The sequence below is a fragment of the Streptococcus sp. HMSC067H01 genome, from assembly GCF_001814775.1.
Classification (GTDB): Bacteria; Bacillota; Bacilli; order Lactobacillales; family Streptococcaceae; genus Streptococcus.
Genome location: NZ_KV817788.1, coordinates 515 through 19,804 on the forward strand (window position 1 = coordinate 515; position 19,290 = coordinate 19,804).

The window sequence follows — 19,290 nt, forward strand, 5'->3', positions numbered from 1 at the left end:
TTGCTGATTCAGATGCTGATGTGCTTGCACTTGTCGATGCTGACTCAGATGCTGAGGTTGACGCGCTTGTGCTTGCACTTGTTGATGCTGACTCAGACGCTGAGGTCGACGCACTTGTTGATGCTGATTCAGACGCTGATGTCGATGCACTTGTTGACGCTGACTCAGATGCTGAGGTCGACGCACTTGTTGATGCTGATTCAGACGCTGATGTCGATGCACTTGTTGACGCTGATGTGCTTGCACTTGTTGAAGCCGATGTGCTTGCTGACGTACTTGCGCTCGTTGATGCTGATGTACTTGCTGAAGTGCTTGCGCTCGTTGATGCTGACGTGCTAGCTGACGTGCTTGCACTTGTTGAGGCTGAAGTACTTGTTGATGTACTTGCGCTTGTTGAAGCTGACACACTTGCTGAAGTACTTGCGCTCGTTGAGGCTGAAGTACTTGCCGATTCTGACTTGTGATCCGAATCCGACAAATCAGGAGTCACTGTATTTTTGGTTCCATCTTTGTAGGTAATCGTTACAGTTCCATTGCTATCAATATCGTACGATTTAATACGGAAATCTGACTCTGGGTTTGACGCCTTCACCGCATTAAGAATCTTATCAAGGTCTTCTCGAGTCAAAGAAGTTAGATTAGAAACCTGGACAGCATCTTTTGGTTTAACACCTGGGAATTTTTCGTTCAGTTTCCCTTGTGCTACTACAGTCGTTACTCTACCCGTATTATCTGATAAATCTGTAGCATTTGTTCCACGCGTCCATTTGTTTCCGTCAGCATACTGTACATTTTCCCCGTAAGTAGCAGTGTACTCTAATACTTTTGGATTTGTTGCTGAAGCTTCAGTAGGAGTATCCTTAATGCCTGGTGCTGCATCATCTGAAGAATAACCATCTTGGAAAATATGATCTATATCAGAAGTTCCATCATTTAATTTTAGAGTTTTAATCTTTCCACTATTATCTTTAGCAGTTAAAACAACTTTAATCTTGTCGCCTGCAAAGACTTCGTAACCACTAACTCCTGGACGAACATTATTCTTGATCGTTTGTTTTTCCCAAAGACCAGTCTTATCATTCTTGATATAAAGTTCAAAGGTAGGTTCTGGACTTACAGTTTCCTTGGTAATCGTTGCAGTCGTTGTAGCCGAACTCAAGGTTTCAGTCCCACCACCCGGTAGAGTGACTGTCTTCTCTTGCTTAACGGTTACATCACCTGTTGGAAGGAGACCATTGTTGCCATCATAGGCTTTCTGCAAATCAGCGGGTTCAAAGGTTACGCTTGTGTCATTATTCCCCGCTGTCTTAGGGAATGTATGCCCATCTAAAGTCAAGGTTACAAGAGCTCCAGGTGTTACATTCGTAACGACGATCGAGCGATTTGGTAAGCCACCTGTTCCATTAGTAGAATCAACTGAGATGACTGGCGCTTGTGGGTTAACTGTGTAGGTGATCGGAACACGTTGTTTGACACGTACTCCCGTACCATCAGCAGGTAGTTCAACTTCTACATCTTTTGTGAATCTACCAACTCTAGAAAGTTCTGGAGCACCATCAACCCAAGTGAAGTTGGTCTTAGTCACATCATAATCAGGGCTACCTGTCACCTTGGTGATAGAGTCTTTTGGATTTGCAACTACCCGTTGGTAATTTGGATCATTTGTCTGGTTTTGAGTAAAGACATAGGAACGATTAGTCTCAAACTTGTAGACATTATGAATAACGTCTACGGTCTTGCTAAGCAATTTCGCACTATCAGTCTCACCCAGACGTCCTTTAGGAAACGTAAAGGTTAGTTTGAAGCGTTGTTGTCCAGCTTCTGTCGTAGTGATAGGAGCAGCGGACAAGCGAGTTCCATGTTCATCTGTCCATGCTTGTTTAGAACCACTTGGGAACCAAGCATCTCCCGCTTTAAATGCATAGTTAAGCCAGTTTGAACCATCACCATTGTGAGGAGTTGTTCCTTGAATATCATTAATCGGAGCTTTAGGCGCGATAGAGGTCATGGTACTGTAGGTGATCGTAACATCCTCGTAAGAACCATCTACATAGGTCACTCTGGCTACAGCTTTTTTATTATCCCCAGAGTTAGTCGTATCAATTCCTTTACCTTCCACCCAAGCGACAGTAGCACCTTGTGGTAGTTGTTTGCCACCTTCAAGTTGTACAAAGTTAGCCGCATTTGACAAATCACTAGCTGTTTCACCAACATAAGTATAGACTGTTGGCACCTTGGCTACAGCGTTATACTTATCAGTCTGATCCTTGATTACAAATTTGACATAACCATTGTCGGCTACACCATTTTTAGCATGATCACTATCAGAGGTATTGCGATCATCCTTCGCCATCAAATAACGTTCAAATGTTTGGCCTTTTACAAATCTTGTAGCCAACGTACCAGTTATTGTAATGTTAGCATTTGCTTGATCAGTCAAACTGGTAATTGGATTTGAACGATTAAGTCCAACATATCCTGCGTAGTCGTTTCCGCTCGCATTATCCGCAGTTTGCTTCATTTCAAACTTCAATGAAGAAATCTTGCCAGAATCATCGGTCGCACTAAAGGTGAGGTTAGTAGGCTCCCCACGATAGATATCGATTTCTTTAACATCTGGTCGATCATACGGAATCACTAGTTTTGGTCGTTCGTTGACTGTCACTGACTGTGGAATTGGATTACTACGTGTACCATCTTTGTAGACAATCGTTGCTGTACCGTTGTTTGTAACTTCAATATCTAGGATACGGTGAGTTGTTTGATTATTCTTAGCATAGATAGCATTCTTGACATCTGTTTTTTCAGCTTCTGTCAAGTTGTTTTTATTCACAACCGGTGTAAAGTCAGGATTTGTGACTGCAAGACGGTTCCTAAGTTCCCCTTGGGTAATACGAACATTACCTAAGCCTGTTGTGATATTTGTATTGTTTGCTAGGTCTGTAGCGACCGCATTCCGTTGCCATGTATTACCTGAATTATATTGCAAATCATCTTTAAGATGGGCATTTACAACAATATGAGATGGATTGCTTTCAGGAGCATCGATGGTACCAGTCAGGTGAGCAACCGTACCTGTACCATACTCATTTCCTGTACCAGTATCACCTTGGAAGAAGTTGCTTGTTAGGGCTCTTCCACTAGCTGCAGCCTTAGCAACAATTTTGAACTCCTTCAGTTTTCCACTATTATCAGATGCAGTAAAGTCAACTGTAAAGTCATCGCCTGCATAGACGATGTGTTCCATCCCACGAGTAGGGTCTGGACTTGGAGTCGCTGGGATTGGTTGACCATCGCGGGTCACTGTCACGCCAACTCTTGGACGTTCTTCAACTGTATCCGTTGGTTGAAGTGTATTAGCCGTACCATCTTTATAGGTAATAGTCGCCGTACCATTGCTTGAAACATCAATCGATTTGATTCGGTGAGTATCTTGGGGGTTTTTGTCAAAGATAGCTTTCTCAACAGCCTCTTTCTCAGTTTTTGACAGATTATTTCGGTCACCAACTAGGGTTTTGGCTGGATTTACAACCGGCAGACGATCCTTGAGTTGTCCTTGGGTGATACGAACGTTACCAGGCCTGTTATCTCCAGTATTGTTGACGTTTCCTACTTGGTCAGTTGCAACTGCATTGCGTTGCCAAGTATTCCTATAATCTGGGACCCATTGCAAGTCATCCTTGAGGTGAGCACTAACAGTAATACGAGCAGGATTTTCCGATGTTGCAGTGATATCCCCTGTTAGATTGCTAACATCACCAGTACCATACTGAGTTCCTTCAAAGAAATTGCCAGTGAGTGCTGGGACAGAACCATCCGCTCTAGGAACAATCTTAAACTCTTTTAACTTACCACTATTATCAGTTGCAGTGAAGTCAATTGTGAAGTTATCACCTGCATAAACAACATACTCCTTTCCAACTCTTCCAGGTGTTGCAGGGATAGCTTGGCCATCACGCGTCACGGTAACAGCAGGAACCGGAACTACAGTTTCAGCTATTGTACTTGCTTGGACGACATCCACAGTATTATCACGGTAGGTGATGGTGATTTCACCTGTTTCAGACACAGTAATGTTACCTGTTACACCATCCTTAGTATAGTCTGAACCTGAAAGGATACTTTTGTTTGCTGTTTTGAAGTTTTCAAGAATTTGAGCTCTTTCAGTAGGACTCAAGGCAGACGGATTGTTAACTGTAACAGTGGCACCACTGACAGGCTCGTTACGCTCGTTGAACCCTCTGATGTAAACAGTCATTGTCGCTCTTGTCTCATTATTGCTTGAATCCGTCACCCCAAACTCAAGAGTATAACTTCCTGGAGTCATAGGATTCCATCGACCATCAGATAGTTCTCGACCGATTGTACCATCTATAGTAGAAGTCCAAGACTTCGCCCATCCCTTAAATCTATTGTTTCCGTCAAACACCTGAAACAAATTATTTTTCGGGAAGTGACCATTCAAACCAGTAATCTCTGGAGATGGGTAAGCAATAAATCTCCTCAATTGGAAATCATCGGAGAACTTTAAAGCTACAGGCGTATTCGGTGCCGTTTCAAACTTGTCATCATTAAAGAAAGTAAGATAAGATGGCAACTCAATTTTTGGCGCTCTATCTGATGTTGCTCCTGTTGTAACAGTATTTGTCATTACAGAAGTATAGTTGCCAGGAGGGTTACTTGCTGAAAACTCCTTACTACTTGTCGCAACTTGTGCATTCAAGGTTGCCTGAGTTGAGCTATTATTGGCTGTTGCAAAAATCTCAATAGTGGCATCCAAATTTCTATTGTAGCCATGACGATTCTGGAAAATATACTCATTGTTGGACTGGCTTTGCAAGTCCATTTTCACACCATTTAGATAGGCTGCTGTGATTGTCGTATTCGGATCAACCCTAGCAATCAAACCGGCATAGGTAAGCGCACTCTGGGCATTCATAAAGATTGTCCATTTTACCTCACGACTAGTAGGCGCAAAAGTCCCAGATACAATACTTGCTGTTGTTTGCTCATTCTGAGTTCGAGGCGAGAATCCTCTGAGACCATCCCCTGTCGGCATAGCTTGCCCGTTACGGCTATCACGTTGACCTGAATTTGCACGTAAAACGGCATTGGCGATTGAGTTACGAGCTGAAGTAGCCCGTTGAACCACTTCTGTCAAATCACCAGTTGGATTTGCAAGTGCTTTTTCAATCTCTACTACAGCAGCATTCACCTTAGTGATAGCTGAATCGGTATTTGGTAAACCAGCAGCCTTAGCAAGGTATTCGCCCATTTCAGCAGAAAGAGTAGCTAATTTTTTACGGTCTTCTGCTTGCTTTTTAGCACTTGCTTCTGCAGTCGTTGTCGCAGCAAGAGTAGCTGTTGTAGTAGCTGTCAAACTAGCATTTTGACTTGTGAAATTTTCTGCAGTTGAAAGAGCGCTAGAAAGATTAGGATTAACCTTCACAACATCAGTAACTGCCCTAGGATTAGCAGTATCAACCGCGCTAACACTATCTTGGCTAGCTGGAGCTTGAGAACCCTCTACGCTTGAAGTTGTAGAAAGCGAGGCACTTGCTACGGTCGACGCACTAGCTGATGTTGAGGTGGAACCGCTAAGTGAAGTTGAAGTGCTGGCTGATGTGCTAGCTGAAGTACTAGCAGAGGTAGATGCCGATGTACTAGCCGACATTGACTCTGACAAAGACAGACTTTCTGATACAGAGACACTTTCACTCACAGACTGAGAGCTTGAGGCAGAGCTAGGGTTCTTGTCATTCCCCTCTCCAACTTTACCAAGCCGGACTTGATCAGAATTGACTAGATTGTCAGTACCATCTACAACTTTCTCAACAGCAACTTGTTCGTTGGCATGGACCTGTGTATGAGTGGCAATCCCCCCACCAACTACTGCCCCTGCGGCGGCTATTCCCTTGAGGATATCTAACCCTGTTATGGAAGTTGATACACGATCTTCTACAACTTCAGTTGTCACCTGAGCAGTATCAATACCACCACGAAGAACTTTAAACAAGCCAAATAGAGACGTTGAGGCACGCAACCAATGTTTTCCTGACTTAATCAGTTTATAGCGAGTAACACGGTCGGTTTCTCTATATCGTCCTTCTTGACGTCTAAAAAACATGTTTTTTTCTCCTTAAGTTCACTTTTTACAAAAAACGATATATCAAAATTTTTATCGAAAAGACTATTGTTATTTCAGGTGTTTATACACTTTTAATGTGCCAATATACATACAATTCGAAATAATTTTTGATACATAGTTTTCTTTAAAACACTTTATTATAGCACATTCTAGCTTGCTCTGTCCAAAGATTATACTTAAATAAATACATTTTTTCATTTTATAAACATTCTTCATCACCGAATGAGAAATTTCTGGTCTTCAATAATTGTTTTTTGTAGAATTAAGATTATCGATACGTATTCAGACCTATAATTAGCTAAAACATTCTTTAGCGAGAGCGTAAAGAGCCTACAAAAAAAGCCGCCTGATTGGGCGACTTAATTTTTATAGGGAGATTATTATGAAAAAGTTTTAGGAGTTAAAGTTAAGGTCTTCTTAACTTACGGGTTAAGTATACAACTCCTAACTTAAAGTTTCCTTAAGTTATTTTAAATGTGAGATTTTTCCATTTTTCTTGCCAATTTTTCTTGGATAAACGTTTTTGATAGAGCTTCATCCGGTCTTCATTTTCTAAGAAATGAGGAGTCGGAGCAACCTGAAAGTTCAAAATTTCCTCCAAACCATAAGGGGCAAAGAGCTCCAAAGTTGCGTCAGCATGCAAGCGAAGACCTATCGCCGTACAACGTTCGGGATATTTACTCATAGCGTCACAGGAATTCACATACGGTTCCGTATGGGGACTATGCTGATGCATATAGACTTGATTCTTCAGCTCCCATTGATACTGGGGAAAATCCTCTCTCAACTTACTTTCTATAGCCAGCGTTTCTTCGTAACTCACCTCTGGGTCAAAGAAAATCACATCCACATCCGTATCACGATCAAAAGCTGGTTTCTCTGACAAAAGATTCCAGATAAAATTTCGGACCGAACCAGCTGCTAACCAGGAATCTTTCAAACCAAGGTTACTGATGATAGTCAGAATAGCCATCATGTCAGGATTTTCTCTAAAAGAGTCTAAAATTTCAGTCTCATTTTTCAATATATTCATACCCCAAATGCTCATAAGCCTTGGCTGTCGCGACCCGTCCTGAACGAGTTCGCATGATAAAGCCTTTCTGGATTAAGTAAGGTTCATACATATCTTCTACCGTCTCACGCTCTTCAGCGATATTCACAGAAAGAGTTCCTAGACCGACAGGACCCCCACCGTACATCTCAATCATGGTGCGAAGGATTTTCTGGTCCACATAGTCCAAGCCTTCATGGTCTACATCCAGCATAGTCAAGGCCTTGTCCGTAATCACATCATCAATCAAGCCATCGCCCATAATTTGGGCAAAGTCGCGCACGCGCTTGAGGAGACGATTGGCGATACGAGGAGTTCCACGACTACGTAAAGCTAATTCCGAAGCAGCTTCATGTGTAATTTCCATCTCAAAGATATCTGCCGTCCGCTCGACAATCTCTGTCAAGTCATCATGGGCATAATACTCCATGTGACCAGTAATCCCAAAACGTGCACGAAGAGGATTTGAAAGCATACCAGCTCGAGTCGTCGCACCAATCAAGGTAAAAGGTGGCAATTCCAGATGAACACTTCGGCTAGTTTCCCCAGCACCAATCATAATGTCAATGTAAAAATCTTCCATGGCACTATATAAAACTTCCTCGACAGCCATTGGTAAACGGTGGATTTCATCGATAAAGAGCACATCTCCAGGCTCCAAGTCATTTAAAATCGCTACCAAATCACCCGCTTTTTCGATAACGGGACCAGACGTCTGTTTGAGATTAACTCCCAATTCATTGGCAATGACAAAAGCCATGGTTGTTTTCCCGAGACCTGGAGGGCCAAACAAGAGAACATGGTCCAGCGCCTCATCACGCATTTTAGCCGCCTCGATAAAGATTTGAAGCTGATCCTTGACCTTATCTTGTCCGATATATTCACGTAAATATTGGGGACGGAGGGTACGCTCTACCAACTCCTCATCACCCATGATTTCATTATCTAAAATTCTACTCATGTTTCTATTATAGCAAAAATCCAGCCTACAAACAAAAAAGCCACCGAATTTGGTGGCTTCTTTAGGGAGATTATTATGAAAAAGGTAAAATAAAATCTTATTAAATCAATGCTTTTGGAGGGTGTCCCCTCCAACTCCCCGACCTCTGGACAAGGTCTATTTTTTTGAAAAAAATTTAAAAAAACTTCATCAAAACTATTGACATTATACAACTTTAGTTGTATAATGGATACATAAGGTTAAGGAGGAAACCTTAGACAAGGAAACTAGTAGAAAGGAAAACAAAATGTTTAAGTTCAAAAAGAAGCCACTCAAAGTCAAAATAAATAAGATAGTCATCAAAATAAACTTATTTATAATCAGCTTTGAATGGCACTTAGAAATTGGATAGTGAGAAATCACTATCCACCCCTTCGGGGGTGTACTTAAATTATAACAGGAAAAACAATGAAAGTAAATCTAAAAATTAGAAAAACCACCAAGCGTGAAAAAGTTGAATTTATTATCGGACTTCTTTTACTCCTATTTGCAGTTTGGTATTTTATGAGGTAATATATGTCAGTAGATATTAAAGCTATCCGCTGGCTTTTAGACAACGCCACAGCCTATGCTATCAGCAAAAACTGTGGCGTATCTATTCAGGCTGTGGATAAGTATAAAAATGGTGTATCAGATATTATGAACATGCGTTTAAAACACGCTATCAGCATGACTTCTTACGCCCATACACTACAAGAAAAACAGTGAGCACCATCACTGTTTTTTCTATTTTGAGTAAACAAAAAAACCGCAAGCTATTGCCTGCGGTTAGTGTAATAATTTTTTAGTCTTTCTGTTTTATTTTGTCGTGATGAGCCCATCAGGCTCAATATTGAAGCTTTCTTTTTCAGCCAATCGGCCATCTTCAAGCATGAGGTAGTAGCCACCGTTGTAAGGGACAAATGCATTTGACACCATATCGCCATTCTCTGAATTGAGGTAATACCATTTCTCATAGTATTTAACCCATCCAGTCTGCATGGCACCATCTGCATTAAAGTAGTACCATTTTCCATTGATCTTCTTCCATCCACTATTGGCCATGTAGCCGTCCTTGTTAAACCAATACCAGCACCCATCTGTGTGATATAGCCATTGGCTCTCATACATATATCCGTTGTCATTGAAATAGAACCAGTTACCGTCTACTGCTTCAAATTTTGCAGTTGGATATGAGCCATCTTTACGGCTCCACCACCAGCCAGTTCCGTCATGCTTCCAGCCAGATTGATCTTCTTGAGGCGGTACAATATATCCAACAATAGAATTAACCGAACGCTCATTGTAACGACAAGGCCCACCTACTTCTAAGAAATCAGCGTTACCATCAATATTCTGCTCGATGGTTTTAATCGTTGAGCCGTCTGAGTCTTCATAGACAAGCCCAGTATGGCCATAGTTCACACCATCTCCAGCGACAAAGTTCTTAACGAAGAACCAGCCAGCCTTAGGATATTGGGCGCCATATACGACTTGTAAGCCTGCTGATTCTGCAGACCGTAGCAAGTCGATAGCATTGCCCCAAAGACGGAGGCCGAAGTATTCATAGATACCGTAGCAAGTAACATCTGCACATTGGTAGCCATACCTTTTATCATAGTCAACCCCAGTTCCTGCATCAGCGTGAGCAATGAGGTCGTTAATCATATCTTGTTTCTTAGACATTCGTATCATCCCCTCTCCACGCACCATTCATCTGCTTAACTGCTGACTCAACGAATGTATCAAGATCCTTATCAGTCATGCTGATGTTATATTTTGACAACTCTGCACGGATTTTAGTTCGCGCTTGTTCCAGCTTCTCTTCGCCTTTATATCCAGTTTCAGCAGATACCTGCTCTACTGCGTTGACGGCATTCTTGGCCAAGATTTCGACAATCTTGACTGTTTGTTCACCGCCTTTTTTAATAAGGTACTCTTTAACAGTTTTGACTGCAATACCAGTCAAGATGACAAGAATACTAATTGCTGCATTGATGATGATTTCGTTAATTTGATTCATTTTAATTTTCCTCCACAATTTCTAATTCTAGAAATTTTTCATACAGTACCTTGATGGCTCCATTACCACCAAGTTCAACATAACTTTCATAAAGACGAGACAATTCCTCAATCTCATGCTGATTGGTATTGCCTCGGCTAATGGCTTTTTTTAGGTTTTCTTGCAATCGAAAACGTTGTAATCTTTGAAGACCTTTTCCGATAACACTCAATCCTTTGCTATTATCTTTGCCAATGTTCTCAACATTTGAGACTGTTTTTTCAATAGCACTAATTTTGTCAGATAAGAGACTGATTTGCTTGTCAGTCTCTTTTGTATTCTGCGTGCTTTTGAAAGAGAAATAGCTAGGAATGATTACGATTAGAATCGGACTCAATTTATCCAGAAATGCTAGTAATTCCAATCAGACCACTTCCAATCTACTGTGCAGAAACTCGAGTAGTTTCAAGATCACTTCCATTCTTTTGGCCATCCCACTTCCAGATTGCAAGAAGGCCATTTTGAGATGGTCCACCTTCAAGTTGCTTGAGAGATTCACCTTTGTAGCTGAAAGCCTGATTTGTCTGAATCAAGACATGCTTGCCTTCGCCATTCAATTCAACGTGTTCAGGATCTTCAACGACAAACATATCCCCTGGTTGATAGGCCTTTCCTTCTTCTGCAAATGGGAAGAGTTCGACAAGTTCCTTGTAGGTTGTACCGTAGGCGATTTTCTCGCCCATGATTGAATCCTGTGCCATGACACGTACTACTTTATCGATTTTATTTGCAAGCGCAGAGAGTCTATCCTGTTCGCTCTTGTTGTGTGCAATCTGCTGTTCAGCTTGTTCAAGCTGCGCCCGCGCTTTGACGATTGCTGAACCTGGATCCAATTCAACCTTCAGGATATCAAGCACCGCTTGAATCAAAACGTCTTCTGGTTCATTTGTACGATCTCCTGCAAGTTCACGCTGGTTAGTGCTATAACGATTCCCGTCTTGCAAACGGATTTCTACAACGGTTGTAACATTGTCTCCAAAACCACGAGTATATGGTCTGGTTGCTAGTTCATAATTGTTAATTGCCATTTGTCATTTGTCCTTTCACTTCTTCAAATTTTGCTTTGAGCTCTTCGTCTGATTCGATGATTCGTTTCATCTGCTCGAGCTCCATCGCAGTCACTGTGTAGAGGGCTTCGAGCGTTGCTGACTGAGTAGCCTCATTACCGACTTTTTCACCTAACGATTTAATTGTCAGGCTGCTGATTTGTTTGTCTTGTTCGTTCATGCTATTTTCTCCATTTTTTCTATTTTTTGATTTAATTCTTGGATGGCTTTGATTAAATAAGGCACAAGAGCAAATGTGTTGTAAGAGTATGCGCCGTCAGGATTTTCAAAAAATGCTTCAGGAGCGTACTTCTGTACATCTTGCGCCATGATACCGCAAGCGATATCTTCGATTTTGCCATCGTATTCTTTGCGATAGCTGTACGTCTTCAGACTTTCGACTACATCTAGCCCAGAAACTGTACTAGCTTCGATATTGTGCTTATATCGACGGTCAGATACGTCTTTGTTCATCAGGATCCAGTCGTAACCACCGCCTGAGTAATAAAGATATAAAGAACCGCCAGAAGGCTCAATTTTCGAGTATTTTGGTGATGAAATCCAATAACCTGAGCCACCGCCTGAATTTTTATTGTTGTAGTAAATATCCCCTGTAACACGCAAATCTCCGTGAACAACAGGCGTATTCCAAAATTCGGCACGGTTGTAGCAAAACATTTGACCTGTATTTTTAACAAACCATGCAGTGTCGCTTGGGCTGTTCCAATTATTCCCCCAGTTAACCCATAAAGCTGTCTGCCCCCATTGCGTGCTACCGTTACTCATTCCGACAGCAAATGAATTAGTACCTGTCAACCAATAAGTTGACGGGTCTTTGTCATGTGTACCAATTTGAAATCCACCAATCCGCCCTTTATAACCTTCAAGCAAGGTTGCAGTGACTACGACTGACCTTAATTTGTTGATAAAGGCTTCTTTAGCAGCAAGCGTATCTGTGAAGAAGTCGCTTGAGACAAATCGTCTTGCCATTGCCATATCCATGACCAGCTTGTCTGCTGTGATAGAATTCGTTCGTATGATATCCGCATTCAGAGTCGCGAATGTACCCTCACCGACAAATAATCGCTTGAAATAACCTTGAATAGCGGTCAGCTCATCAAGTAAGGTCTTACCCTTCAAGCGAATTTTTTCAGCCTCAATCAAAATCTGATTGTTCGTCGCATTGATTTGCGAAACGATTGAGCCTGCGCTGGTTAGATTTTGGACAGACCATGAGCCATCCAACTGTCTTTGGACGGTTTTCACAGCTTCAAGAGCATCATTGGGCGCTACTGAGTAATCAGATGGAGCTAAGCCCTTTTCTACTTTTATCAAACCATCATCGTACATACGAGCTGAGAATCTGACGAAATAAGCATTTGCTGGTACAGTGATTTGATTGATGTTGTGTTGTTTACCTACAGTTGTTTTATAAGCATTTAAGCCAGTTACGCGGACATCAATAGCTTTTTTATTCTTATCGAAAAATTGCCAAGCGGTCCAAGCCATTCCATTCTCAGGAAGAGTTACCCAATGTTGAAAAATAATTTTTGTGTTTGGTTCTACTGAAATGAAATCGGATGTAACCTCCTTTTGCGTGACATTCGCTATGTAAATGATTCCATTATTTCCTAAAAATCCTTTAGTAAGTGTTGAATTCAAGAATAAATTCTGATGTTCCGCAAAAGCCTTCCCAACCTCAACCTGGAACAGCTGGCTGGTCATGGTCATACGAGCCACATTATTAACAATCCCATTTTCAGTATTGCCCAGAATTCGCTCATAGAGCTGACTAGTCTCTCTGACACGTTGGAAATCAGCCTGATTAGCCTTGCCAGAAATCATTGACGTGATGTCTGCGAACCTACCATCTACTGATTGCTTGTAGTTAGCAATCTGAGTGGCTATCGATCCATTTTTTGAGTTGGTAATAGCTTCAAACCTACGCTCAATTCCTCTCACATCTTCCTGATAGCTTGCTTTTCCAACAAAATCACGAGTGACCAATTCACGGACAGCTGTCGCTTGTCGTGCGCTCTCTTCTCGAGTGTATCTTCTCAATGCTTCTTGTCGCTGACCATCTTGACCGACATAGCCCTCGACTGCTGACATCTTAGTAGATAGCCCTTCAGCTGTCTTCTTGAACTCAGTTTTGGCGACTAAAAGTTCAGCTTCTTCATCTTCTAGAGCTGGTGAATAGTCTGTCGCCACACTACCGATTTCAACCTTAATTCCTGTAACCCACGCTGTACCGCTTGTAGCACCTTCAAGATTGAATCGCAATGATGTTTTTAATTGGTCAAAATTTTGGTTCTCAGAGTAATCATAAGTGAATGTTATATACTTCCAATCTGACGATCCAGCATATATCCCAAGCGTAGTGTAGTCTGGACCATTCTGAATTCCGGTCTCACTATTTTTTCTAAAAAGATAGTGTTTAAAGCAATTGAAGGCATTCCAAGAATTTTGACCTTGGACTACATTCTCGTATTTGATCCAAGCGCTAAAAGTAACTTTTTGATACAACCTTGAGCTGAAATCTGGTTCAATGTTGAACGTTAAAGTAGAGTTGTTCTCTAACCTATAGCATTCTTTTTGACCTGTGACGTGGTTTTCAGGTAATTTTTCAATTACAGCTCCAACCGTCTTGGATTTTATCCATAGATTCCGCCCCCCGACCTTCATCTTTGCAAAGGTCTGAGTAATTCCATCGATGTCCTGTTTAACCTCTGATTTGGTCGCAAATCCGTTCATCTGGCCAGTCATGCGACTAAGGGCCTCTGTGGTCGTTCTGCGATATTCTGACGCTTGATTGACTTCACTTGTGACCGTCCGTTTTAGAACGTCCAAATTGCCTGTCAGAGTTGACTGGGTAATGTAAGTTTGGTCTTTGAACGCTTCAAGTCTAGCGATTGCATCAAATCCAATCTGCTTGGCTTCCTGTGCAAGAAGGCTACTTGCGACAGCGTTTTTCAAGGCTTCCTCAGCCTTGCGCTTGGCTTCTTGTAATGGACCGTTGTTAAAACTGCTAAAGCGCTGGTCAATAGTGCCAGACAGTTCTTGCTTGACTTGTTCGGCTTTAGCTCTGGCAAGTTCAATACCGTCCGCAATTTCTTGTCTTAACAATCCAGCTTGGTGATCAAAACCTAAGTCTGCATTTTGAAGAGCCTTTTCTAGGGCGATTTCTTGTGCAGATTCTGTTACTCCAAGGATGGCATCCGCTGCACTAGATAAGCCACCAGAAGCTCTAGAACCACCAGTGCCTGCCTTATCATCGAAAGTCAGAGAGATGTACTCTTCTTTTAAGGCGTCGAACTCATAAGCAACAGCTTTCTTGAATACATCGACATTGTGTTTCCAGCTCTTGAGGTTTACCGTATCCCCCATGTGAACAACTTGCCCATCAAGTTCATAGGATTCAATCTTGATAGCATCAGAGACCTTGTCAATGCCTTGATTTGTAAATTTAGCCTGTGCCCACTTCTGCAACTCTTCAACGCTCTTTGCGTTGTTGTTCTCATACTCTTTTTCATTGATGTAAGGATAAGAGTTAATAAGAGGACTATCGACAGTCACTCTGATAGTCGTTTCTTTTTCAGCGCCTTCAGGCTTAAAAGTTGATTTGGCATGGATTCTTGTGACAACATTCTGACTGTTTCTTGTACGTTGGTAGTCCTTCAGATTCTTGTGCGTTGTAATAACAACACCACGATTCTCACCACGACTCTTCTTGACAGTCATCGCAAAGTTATCACGAACCAGCTCGCCTTCCCATGTACCAACAATGCTGTGCTTACCGTCCAGCAATACAGAGTACAGAGTTTCTGTTTCAGTCGTGTTGAAGGTCCTACGATCCTGGATATCGCTATTGAAAGAAAAATCTCCCAAAGCGGTTTTGGTGTTTTGGACCATGCGAGAAAGAGCCATGCCACAGCTCTGACTAGTCACACTTACTGGTGTGATAGAACGTTGCATCACATCGTCTGAAATGTGATAGGCTATGATTTCCAGATGATCATTGTGTTCAACAGGTTTCTTAATGCGAAATAGCTGCGCACCAAGAACAGGAGTCGGCGCTTTTATCAACATATCTTCTTGAATAAGTTGATAAATACAAGAGTCAGAAATAGGATATTTCACAGTTAAGGTGAAATCGCCATTCATGGTCTCTTTAACAATCGCCGAAGTTGCTTCATGAAGTGGCTCCCCGTTCCACCGAACGGTTCTCACATCTTTATTAAGTAGATAAAGCAATTATGCCCACCCCCAAACCGTCTCGATTTCAAGCGATTGAATACCTTGACCTAGAACAACCCCAACATTCTTCACTTTCGCTGGATCAACTGTGATAAAATCCCCTGACCATTTGACTGGCTTCCCTGTTGTCGTTTTAAAACTTGGATTGTCAGGATTATTGACCATCACAAGCGACTCAGTGAGTCGTTCAAGACGAATGACCTGACCAGCAATTGTAAATGAAGTTTCAGAAGCGCTCTGACCAATGATTGTGATTTTAGGAAAGGCAAGAGCAGAACCTTGAACGGTCAAGGTCCCACTTCTTGTCAATCTCTGTGTATCGGTGCCTTTAAAGTATTTTGTAGGGTGGCATGTGAAGGTTGCTTTGGTCATGTAAAGACCAGATTGCACTTCTTCAAGGTCGCTCAAATTGACCTTATAGCACCAAAGACGAGTTGTTTTGACTCGCTCACTCTCTAGCCAGAACTTTTCACGGATAAACAGACTCATAAATTGGTTCATCTGCTCTTCGGTCGGTTTGACTAAGTAAATCGTATAGGATTTCTTGACCAGTTCTCTATGCTTGTTCGTCTGAACAATTGCCCCACTGATACCACCATGCTCCAAAAGAGCTGTCTTGCTCTCTCCCAGAGAGATTGAAGGAGAGTCATGGACAATGACTTTAAAAGGAAAAGACGATGTTCTCACACCGTCAATCACAAGCTCATTATGCTTTATCATGTAAACCCTCCTCTCAATTGTGTCCTACGTTGTAATTCGTCAGCAATGCGCTGAGCCACCTCATCAGCAATACGACTGATGTCAGCTTCTTCTCTTACAGTGTTACCACTAATGGTAATGTTAATGGTAGGTGAAGTTCCACCCATAGTCTGAGCTATCCCTCTACCGATAGCACCAAGTGTTTTATCATTGAGTGGTAATACTGCTTCATTCCCAGCTTCACCACCAACCATCATGTTATTACCGTTCATTCCAAAAATGGTTGGTTTCGTCATGATACCGCCCTTGGCATACCATTCAATTCCAATACTTGGAACACCTTGACTTAACCAATCTAATGGATTGGCTGAACCGCTCACATAAAAGTGAGGTAGTGGAATATGTGGCCAGCTGATGTTGAAGTTAAACAATCCTTTGATGGCTTCAATAGCTGAAGAAACAGCATCCCTTGCACCATTGATAGCGCCTGAAATGGTACTCTTGATACCTTCCCAAACACTTGATACAGTACTAGATATAGCATTTAATACATTTGAGACAGTATCCTTGATGCCGTTCCAGACATTTGATACAGTTCCTGAAATACCGTTGAGAATATTTGAAATGTAACTCTGGATAGCTGATAAAATGGTCTGAATAATGCTTTGAATAGCTTGCCATACAGTAGAGAATACTCCCTTGATGGTTTCCCAAGCGCCTGACCAATCACCAGTGATGATCTGCATAACTGCTTGGATAACACCAAGGACAACATTGATTGCAGTCTCAACAACGGTCTTGATGATTTCCCAAGCTGTTGTAATGACAAGTTGGATATTATCCCATGTGGCTTGAATGAGTGGACCTATGTACGTCATGACCGTTTCAATAACTGTTGAAATGGCATTCCAAACAGTCTCAGCACTTGTCCTGATAAGTTCCTGGTTCTCCGTCCACCAAGTAACAACCGTCCCAAAGATGCTCATGACAAAATTAGAAATCTCTGATACGACTGCGTTGATGACTTCAAGAATCGCATTCCAGACGATTGTGACAACTTCACGAAAACCTTCGTTTGTATCCCAGAGATATTTTAAAGCAATTACTACTCCTGCAATAGCAGCAGCAATCGCTAAAGCTGTCCCAATAATTGGGAGAGCAGCTGTGATCATTGCACCAATCGAAATCTCCAAAGCAGTTGCAGCCGCTTGTAGTGTTAAAAATATAGGGACAATTACACCTACAATAGCTACAACAGTACCAATAACCACTACAAACTCTTTAATCGGTCCAGGTAAGCCGCCAAACCATTCAGCAAAACCCTTGACGATATTCCCTAGCATTTCAAAAACAGGGGCCAAGACTTCTGCAATTGCAGCGCCTAGTTCAGACATGGCCAAAGTAGCTGAATTTTGAGCAGTCGTGAATTTATCAATTGGATCTAATGTGTCTTCAAAAGTTGTGCTAACTGTTCCGGCGGCATTCTCAGCTGTCCCAGCAAAAGTTGTAAAATCAAAAGCACCCCGTTTAATTGCATCAATCATTTGAGGTGCTTTTTTGATCCAAAAATCTCCATAGCAAGTCCCATGGCTTCTGTCTCGTTACTTGTATTTTTGATTTTTTCGATAGTTTCTGTTAAACCTTGTTTTAAAGTCTTGCCTTCTTTTGCATAGCTTCCAGCAGCTTTAGTCATCCCTGACAAAGCAGCTGAAGCATCGATGCCGCTTGTTTCGAACTGACCTAAAAGAGAAACCCCCTCATCAAAACTAAGCCCTAACATCTTAATCTGTGGTGCGCCCTCTATAGCCTTCTTCATAAGGTCATCTACTGACACGCCGGTCAATTGTGCAACATAGGTAGTGCTATCAAGAACTGTAGAGAGATCTTGAACACCAAGCCCATACGCTTCTATAGCTTTTCGGGATGAAATTGTTGAATTGGTGATGTCTGTTCCATTGATTTCAGCAAATTTTATCATTTCCACAGACACGTCTTTGAGCGTATCACCGGTCAATTCAAACTGTGTATTGACCTCCCCAACCGCTTCACCAGCTTTACTGAAGTCTGTTGGAATTGTTGTTGCGATGCCTGAAGCAATATCTTGCATTTCTTTCAAGCCATCGCCAGTCGCGCCAGTTTTTGTGACAATGGTGTCCATACCTTCATCAACTTGACGAAAAGCTTCCAAAGCACTCTTTCCGAAATCAACTAACTTTTGACTGATTTCGGATAGTTTTTCGGAAAATTGATTAAGCAATTCAGCTTTTAAGAGGTTGTTTGTTTCGCTAAGAGAACCGCTTGCTTGTTTACCAGCGTTCCCAAGGTTGCTCATCTCTTGAGAGAGATTTGAGTAAGCTGTTTTAGCTTGATTCAACTGTGTTTCCATTTTATTGGCTTCAGCTGAATTTTCACCATACTCTTGCTTTGTAAGAGCTAATTGCTTTTCTAGGTTTTCAATCTGCCGAGAAACAATATCAGATTGAGCTCCAATCATTTTCTCAGCAAGCGCCAATTTGTCAGCTTCACTTGCGTTAGCTCCTAGCTGACTTTCTTGCAATTTGAATGAACTGACTACTTTTTCATTCTCGCTAGCTAGTTGCTTCTGCTCATTTTGCAATTCTTTAAATTGGTTCTTGTTGTTCTGAGTAGCACTCCCGTTCTCAGCAAGTGCCTGGTTGACGTTTGCTAGTTTACCTTCGTAGCTCTTCAGGACGTTTTGAGTAACTTCGACTTCACGTTGAAAGGCACGGTACTGATCAGCACCGATATCACCATTTTTGAACTGCTGTTCCACCTGAGACTGAGCTTGTCTCAAGGTTTCCAGTTTCTCCTTGGTCGTCGAAACTTGCTTTTGCAAGACTTCTTGCTTCTGAGTCAGGAGCGTTACGTTTCCTGTATCAAACTTCAAGGCCTTGTCAATCTGTTTCAACTCCTGACTTGCATCAGTAGCAGCCTTATTGACATTTTTCAGCGCCTTCTGCAAGGGTTGCGTGTCGCCATCGATTTCAATTTTGATACCTTTGATATTTCCTGCCATATTTCCTCCTT

The 19,290-nt window shown here is 41.9% G+C and carries 11 protein-coding genes and 1 pseudogene; 1 reads left to right on the forward strand and 11 read right to left on the reverse strand.

Features of this window, described 5'->3' with window-relative positions:
* The 3 genes from HMPREF2987_RS10990 to ruvB form a co-directional block, all read right to left on the reverse strand.
* Nucleotides 1-6,127: accessory Sec-dependent serine-rich glycoprotein adhesin (locus HMPREF2987_RS10990; RefSeq protein ID WP_083312413.1), on the reverse strand; the 6,127-nt coding region annotated here is incomplete at its 3' end.
* 481 nt (nt 6,128-6,608) lie between these two features.
* The gene (locus HMPREF2987_RS04515) at nt 6,609-7,181 is read right to left on the reverse strand and encodes a nucleotidyltransferase family protein (protein WP_075229520.1); all 573 of its coding nucleotides are present in this window, start codon (nt 7,179-7,181) and stop codon (nt 6,609-6,611) included.
* Nucleotides 7,162-8,160, reverse strand: coding sequence for a Holliday junction branch migration DNA helicase RuvB (gene ruvB, locus HMPREF2987_RS04520; protein ID WP_083312414.1), 999 nt, complete (start codon nt 8,158-8,160; stop codon nt 7,162-7,164). The genes HMPREF2987_RS04515 and ruvB overlap by 20 nt, the downstream gene beginning before the upstream one ends.
* Before the next feature lie 555 nt (nt 8,161-8,715).
* Between ruvB and HMPREF2987_RS04525 the strand changes: the two genes are divergently transcribed.
* On the forward strand, nt 8,716-8,907 hold the full coding sequence (locus HMPREF2987_RS04525; RefSeq protein WP_000109864.1) for a hypothetical protein: 192 nt from the start codon (nt 8,716-8,718) through the stop codon (nt 8,905-8,907).
* A 90-nt stretch (nt 8,908-8,997) separates the two neighbouring features.
* Here HMPREF2987_RS04525 and HMPREF2987_RS04530 read toward each other — a convergent pair whose 3' ends face one another.
* From HMPREF2987_RS04530 to HMPREF2987_RS04565, 8 genes and pseudogenes are all read right to left on the reverse strand, one after another.
* Nucleotides 8,998-9,864, reverse strand: a complete 867-nt coding sequence (locus HMPREF2987_RS04530) for a CHAP domain-containing protein (protein WP_075229521.1) — start codon at nt 9,862-9,864, stop codon at nt 8,998-9,000.
* Nucleotides 9,857-10,201: a phage holin gene (locus tag HMPREF2987_RS04535; RefSeq protein WP_075229522.1), complete on the reverse strand. Its 345-nt coding sequence runs from the start codon at nt 10,199-10,201 to the stop codon at nt 9,857-9,859. Before HMPREF2987_RS04535 ends, HMPREF2987_RS04530 begins: the two co-directional genes overlap by 8 nt.
* Nucleotide 10,202: 1 nt before the next feature.
* Nucleotides 10,203-10,604, reverse strand: a complete 402-nt coding sequence (locus HMPREF2987_RS04540; protein WP_075229523.1) for a hypothetical protein — start codon at nt 10,602-10,604, stop codon at nt 10,203-10,205.
* A gap of 16 nt (nt 10,605-10,620) precedes the next feature.
* On the reverse strand, nt 10,621-11,268 hold the full coding sequence (locus HMPREF2987_RS04545; RefSeq protein WP_075229524.1) for a hypothetical protein: 648 nt from the start codon (nt 11,266-11,268) through the stop codon (nt 10,621-10,623).
* Complete coding sequence (locus HMPREF2987_RS04550) at nt 11,258-11,467, reverse strand: hypothetical protein (protein WP_075229525.1); 210 nt, start codon at nt 11,465-11,467, stop codon at nt 11,258-11,260. The genes HMPREF2987_RS04545 and HMPREF2987_RS04550 overlap by 11 nt, the downstream gene beginning before the upstream one ends.
* On the reverse strand, nt 11,464-15,540 hold the full coding sequence (locus tag HMPREF2987_RS04555; protein ID WP_083312415.1) for a phage tail spike protein: 4,077 nt from the start codon (nt 15,538-15,540) through the stop codon (nt 11,464-11,466). The genes HMPREF2987_RS04550 and HMPREF2987_RS04555 overlap by 4 nt, the downstream gene beginning before the upstream one ends.
* Nucleotides 15,541-16,263: a phage tail protein gene (locus HMPREF2987_RS04560; RefSeq protein WP_075229527.1), complete on the reverse strand. Its 723-nt coding sequence runs from the start codon at nt 16,261-16,263 to the stop codon at nt 15,541-15,543.
* Nucleotides 16,260-19,279 (reverse strand): annotated as a pseudogene (locus tag HMPREF2987_RS04565) (phage tail tape measure protein). The gene HMPREF2987_RS04560 and the pseudogene HMPREF2987_RS04565 overlap by 4 nt, the downstream one beginning before the upstream one ends.
* Nucleotides 19,280-19,290 lie beyond the last annotated feature (11 nt).

Bases quoted from the DNA above. Each gene is read 5' to 3' on its own strand.
- HMPREF2987_RS04560 (WP_075229527.1), bottom strand. From the start codon at position 16,263: ATGATAAAGCATAATGAGCTTGTGATTGACGGTGTGAGAACATCGTCT.
- ruvB (WP_083312414.1), bottom strand. From the start codon at position 8,160: ATGAGTAGAATTTTAGATAATGAAATCATGGGTGATGAGGAGTTGGTA.
- HMPREF2987_RS04545 (WP_075229524.1), bottom strand. From the start codon at position 11,268: ATGGCAATTAACAATTATGAACTAGCAACCAGACCATATACTCGTGGT.
- HMPREF2987_RS04525 (WP_000109864.1), top strand. From the start codon at position 8,716: ATGTCAGTAGATATTAAAGCTATCCGCTGGCTTTTAGACAACGCCACA.
- HMPREF2987_RS04515 (WP_075229520.1), bottom strand. From the start codon at position 7,181: ATGAATATATTGAAAAATGAGACTGAAATTTTAGACTCTTTTAGAGAA.
- HMPREF2987_RS04550 (WP_075229525.1), bottom strand. From the start codon at position 11,467: ATGAACGAACAAGACAAACAAATCAGCAGCCTGACAATTAAATCGTTA.
- HMPREF2987_RS04530 (WP_075229521.1), bottom strand. From the start codon at position 9,864: ATGTCTAAGAAACAAGATATGATTAACGACCTCATTGCTCACGCTGAT.
- HMPREF2987_RS04535 (WP_075229522.1), bottom strand. From the start codon at position 10,201: ATGAATCAAATTAACGAAATCATCATCAATGCAGCAATTAGTATTCTT.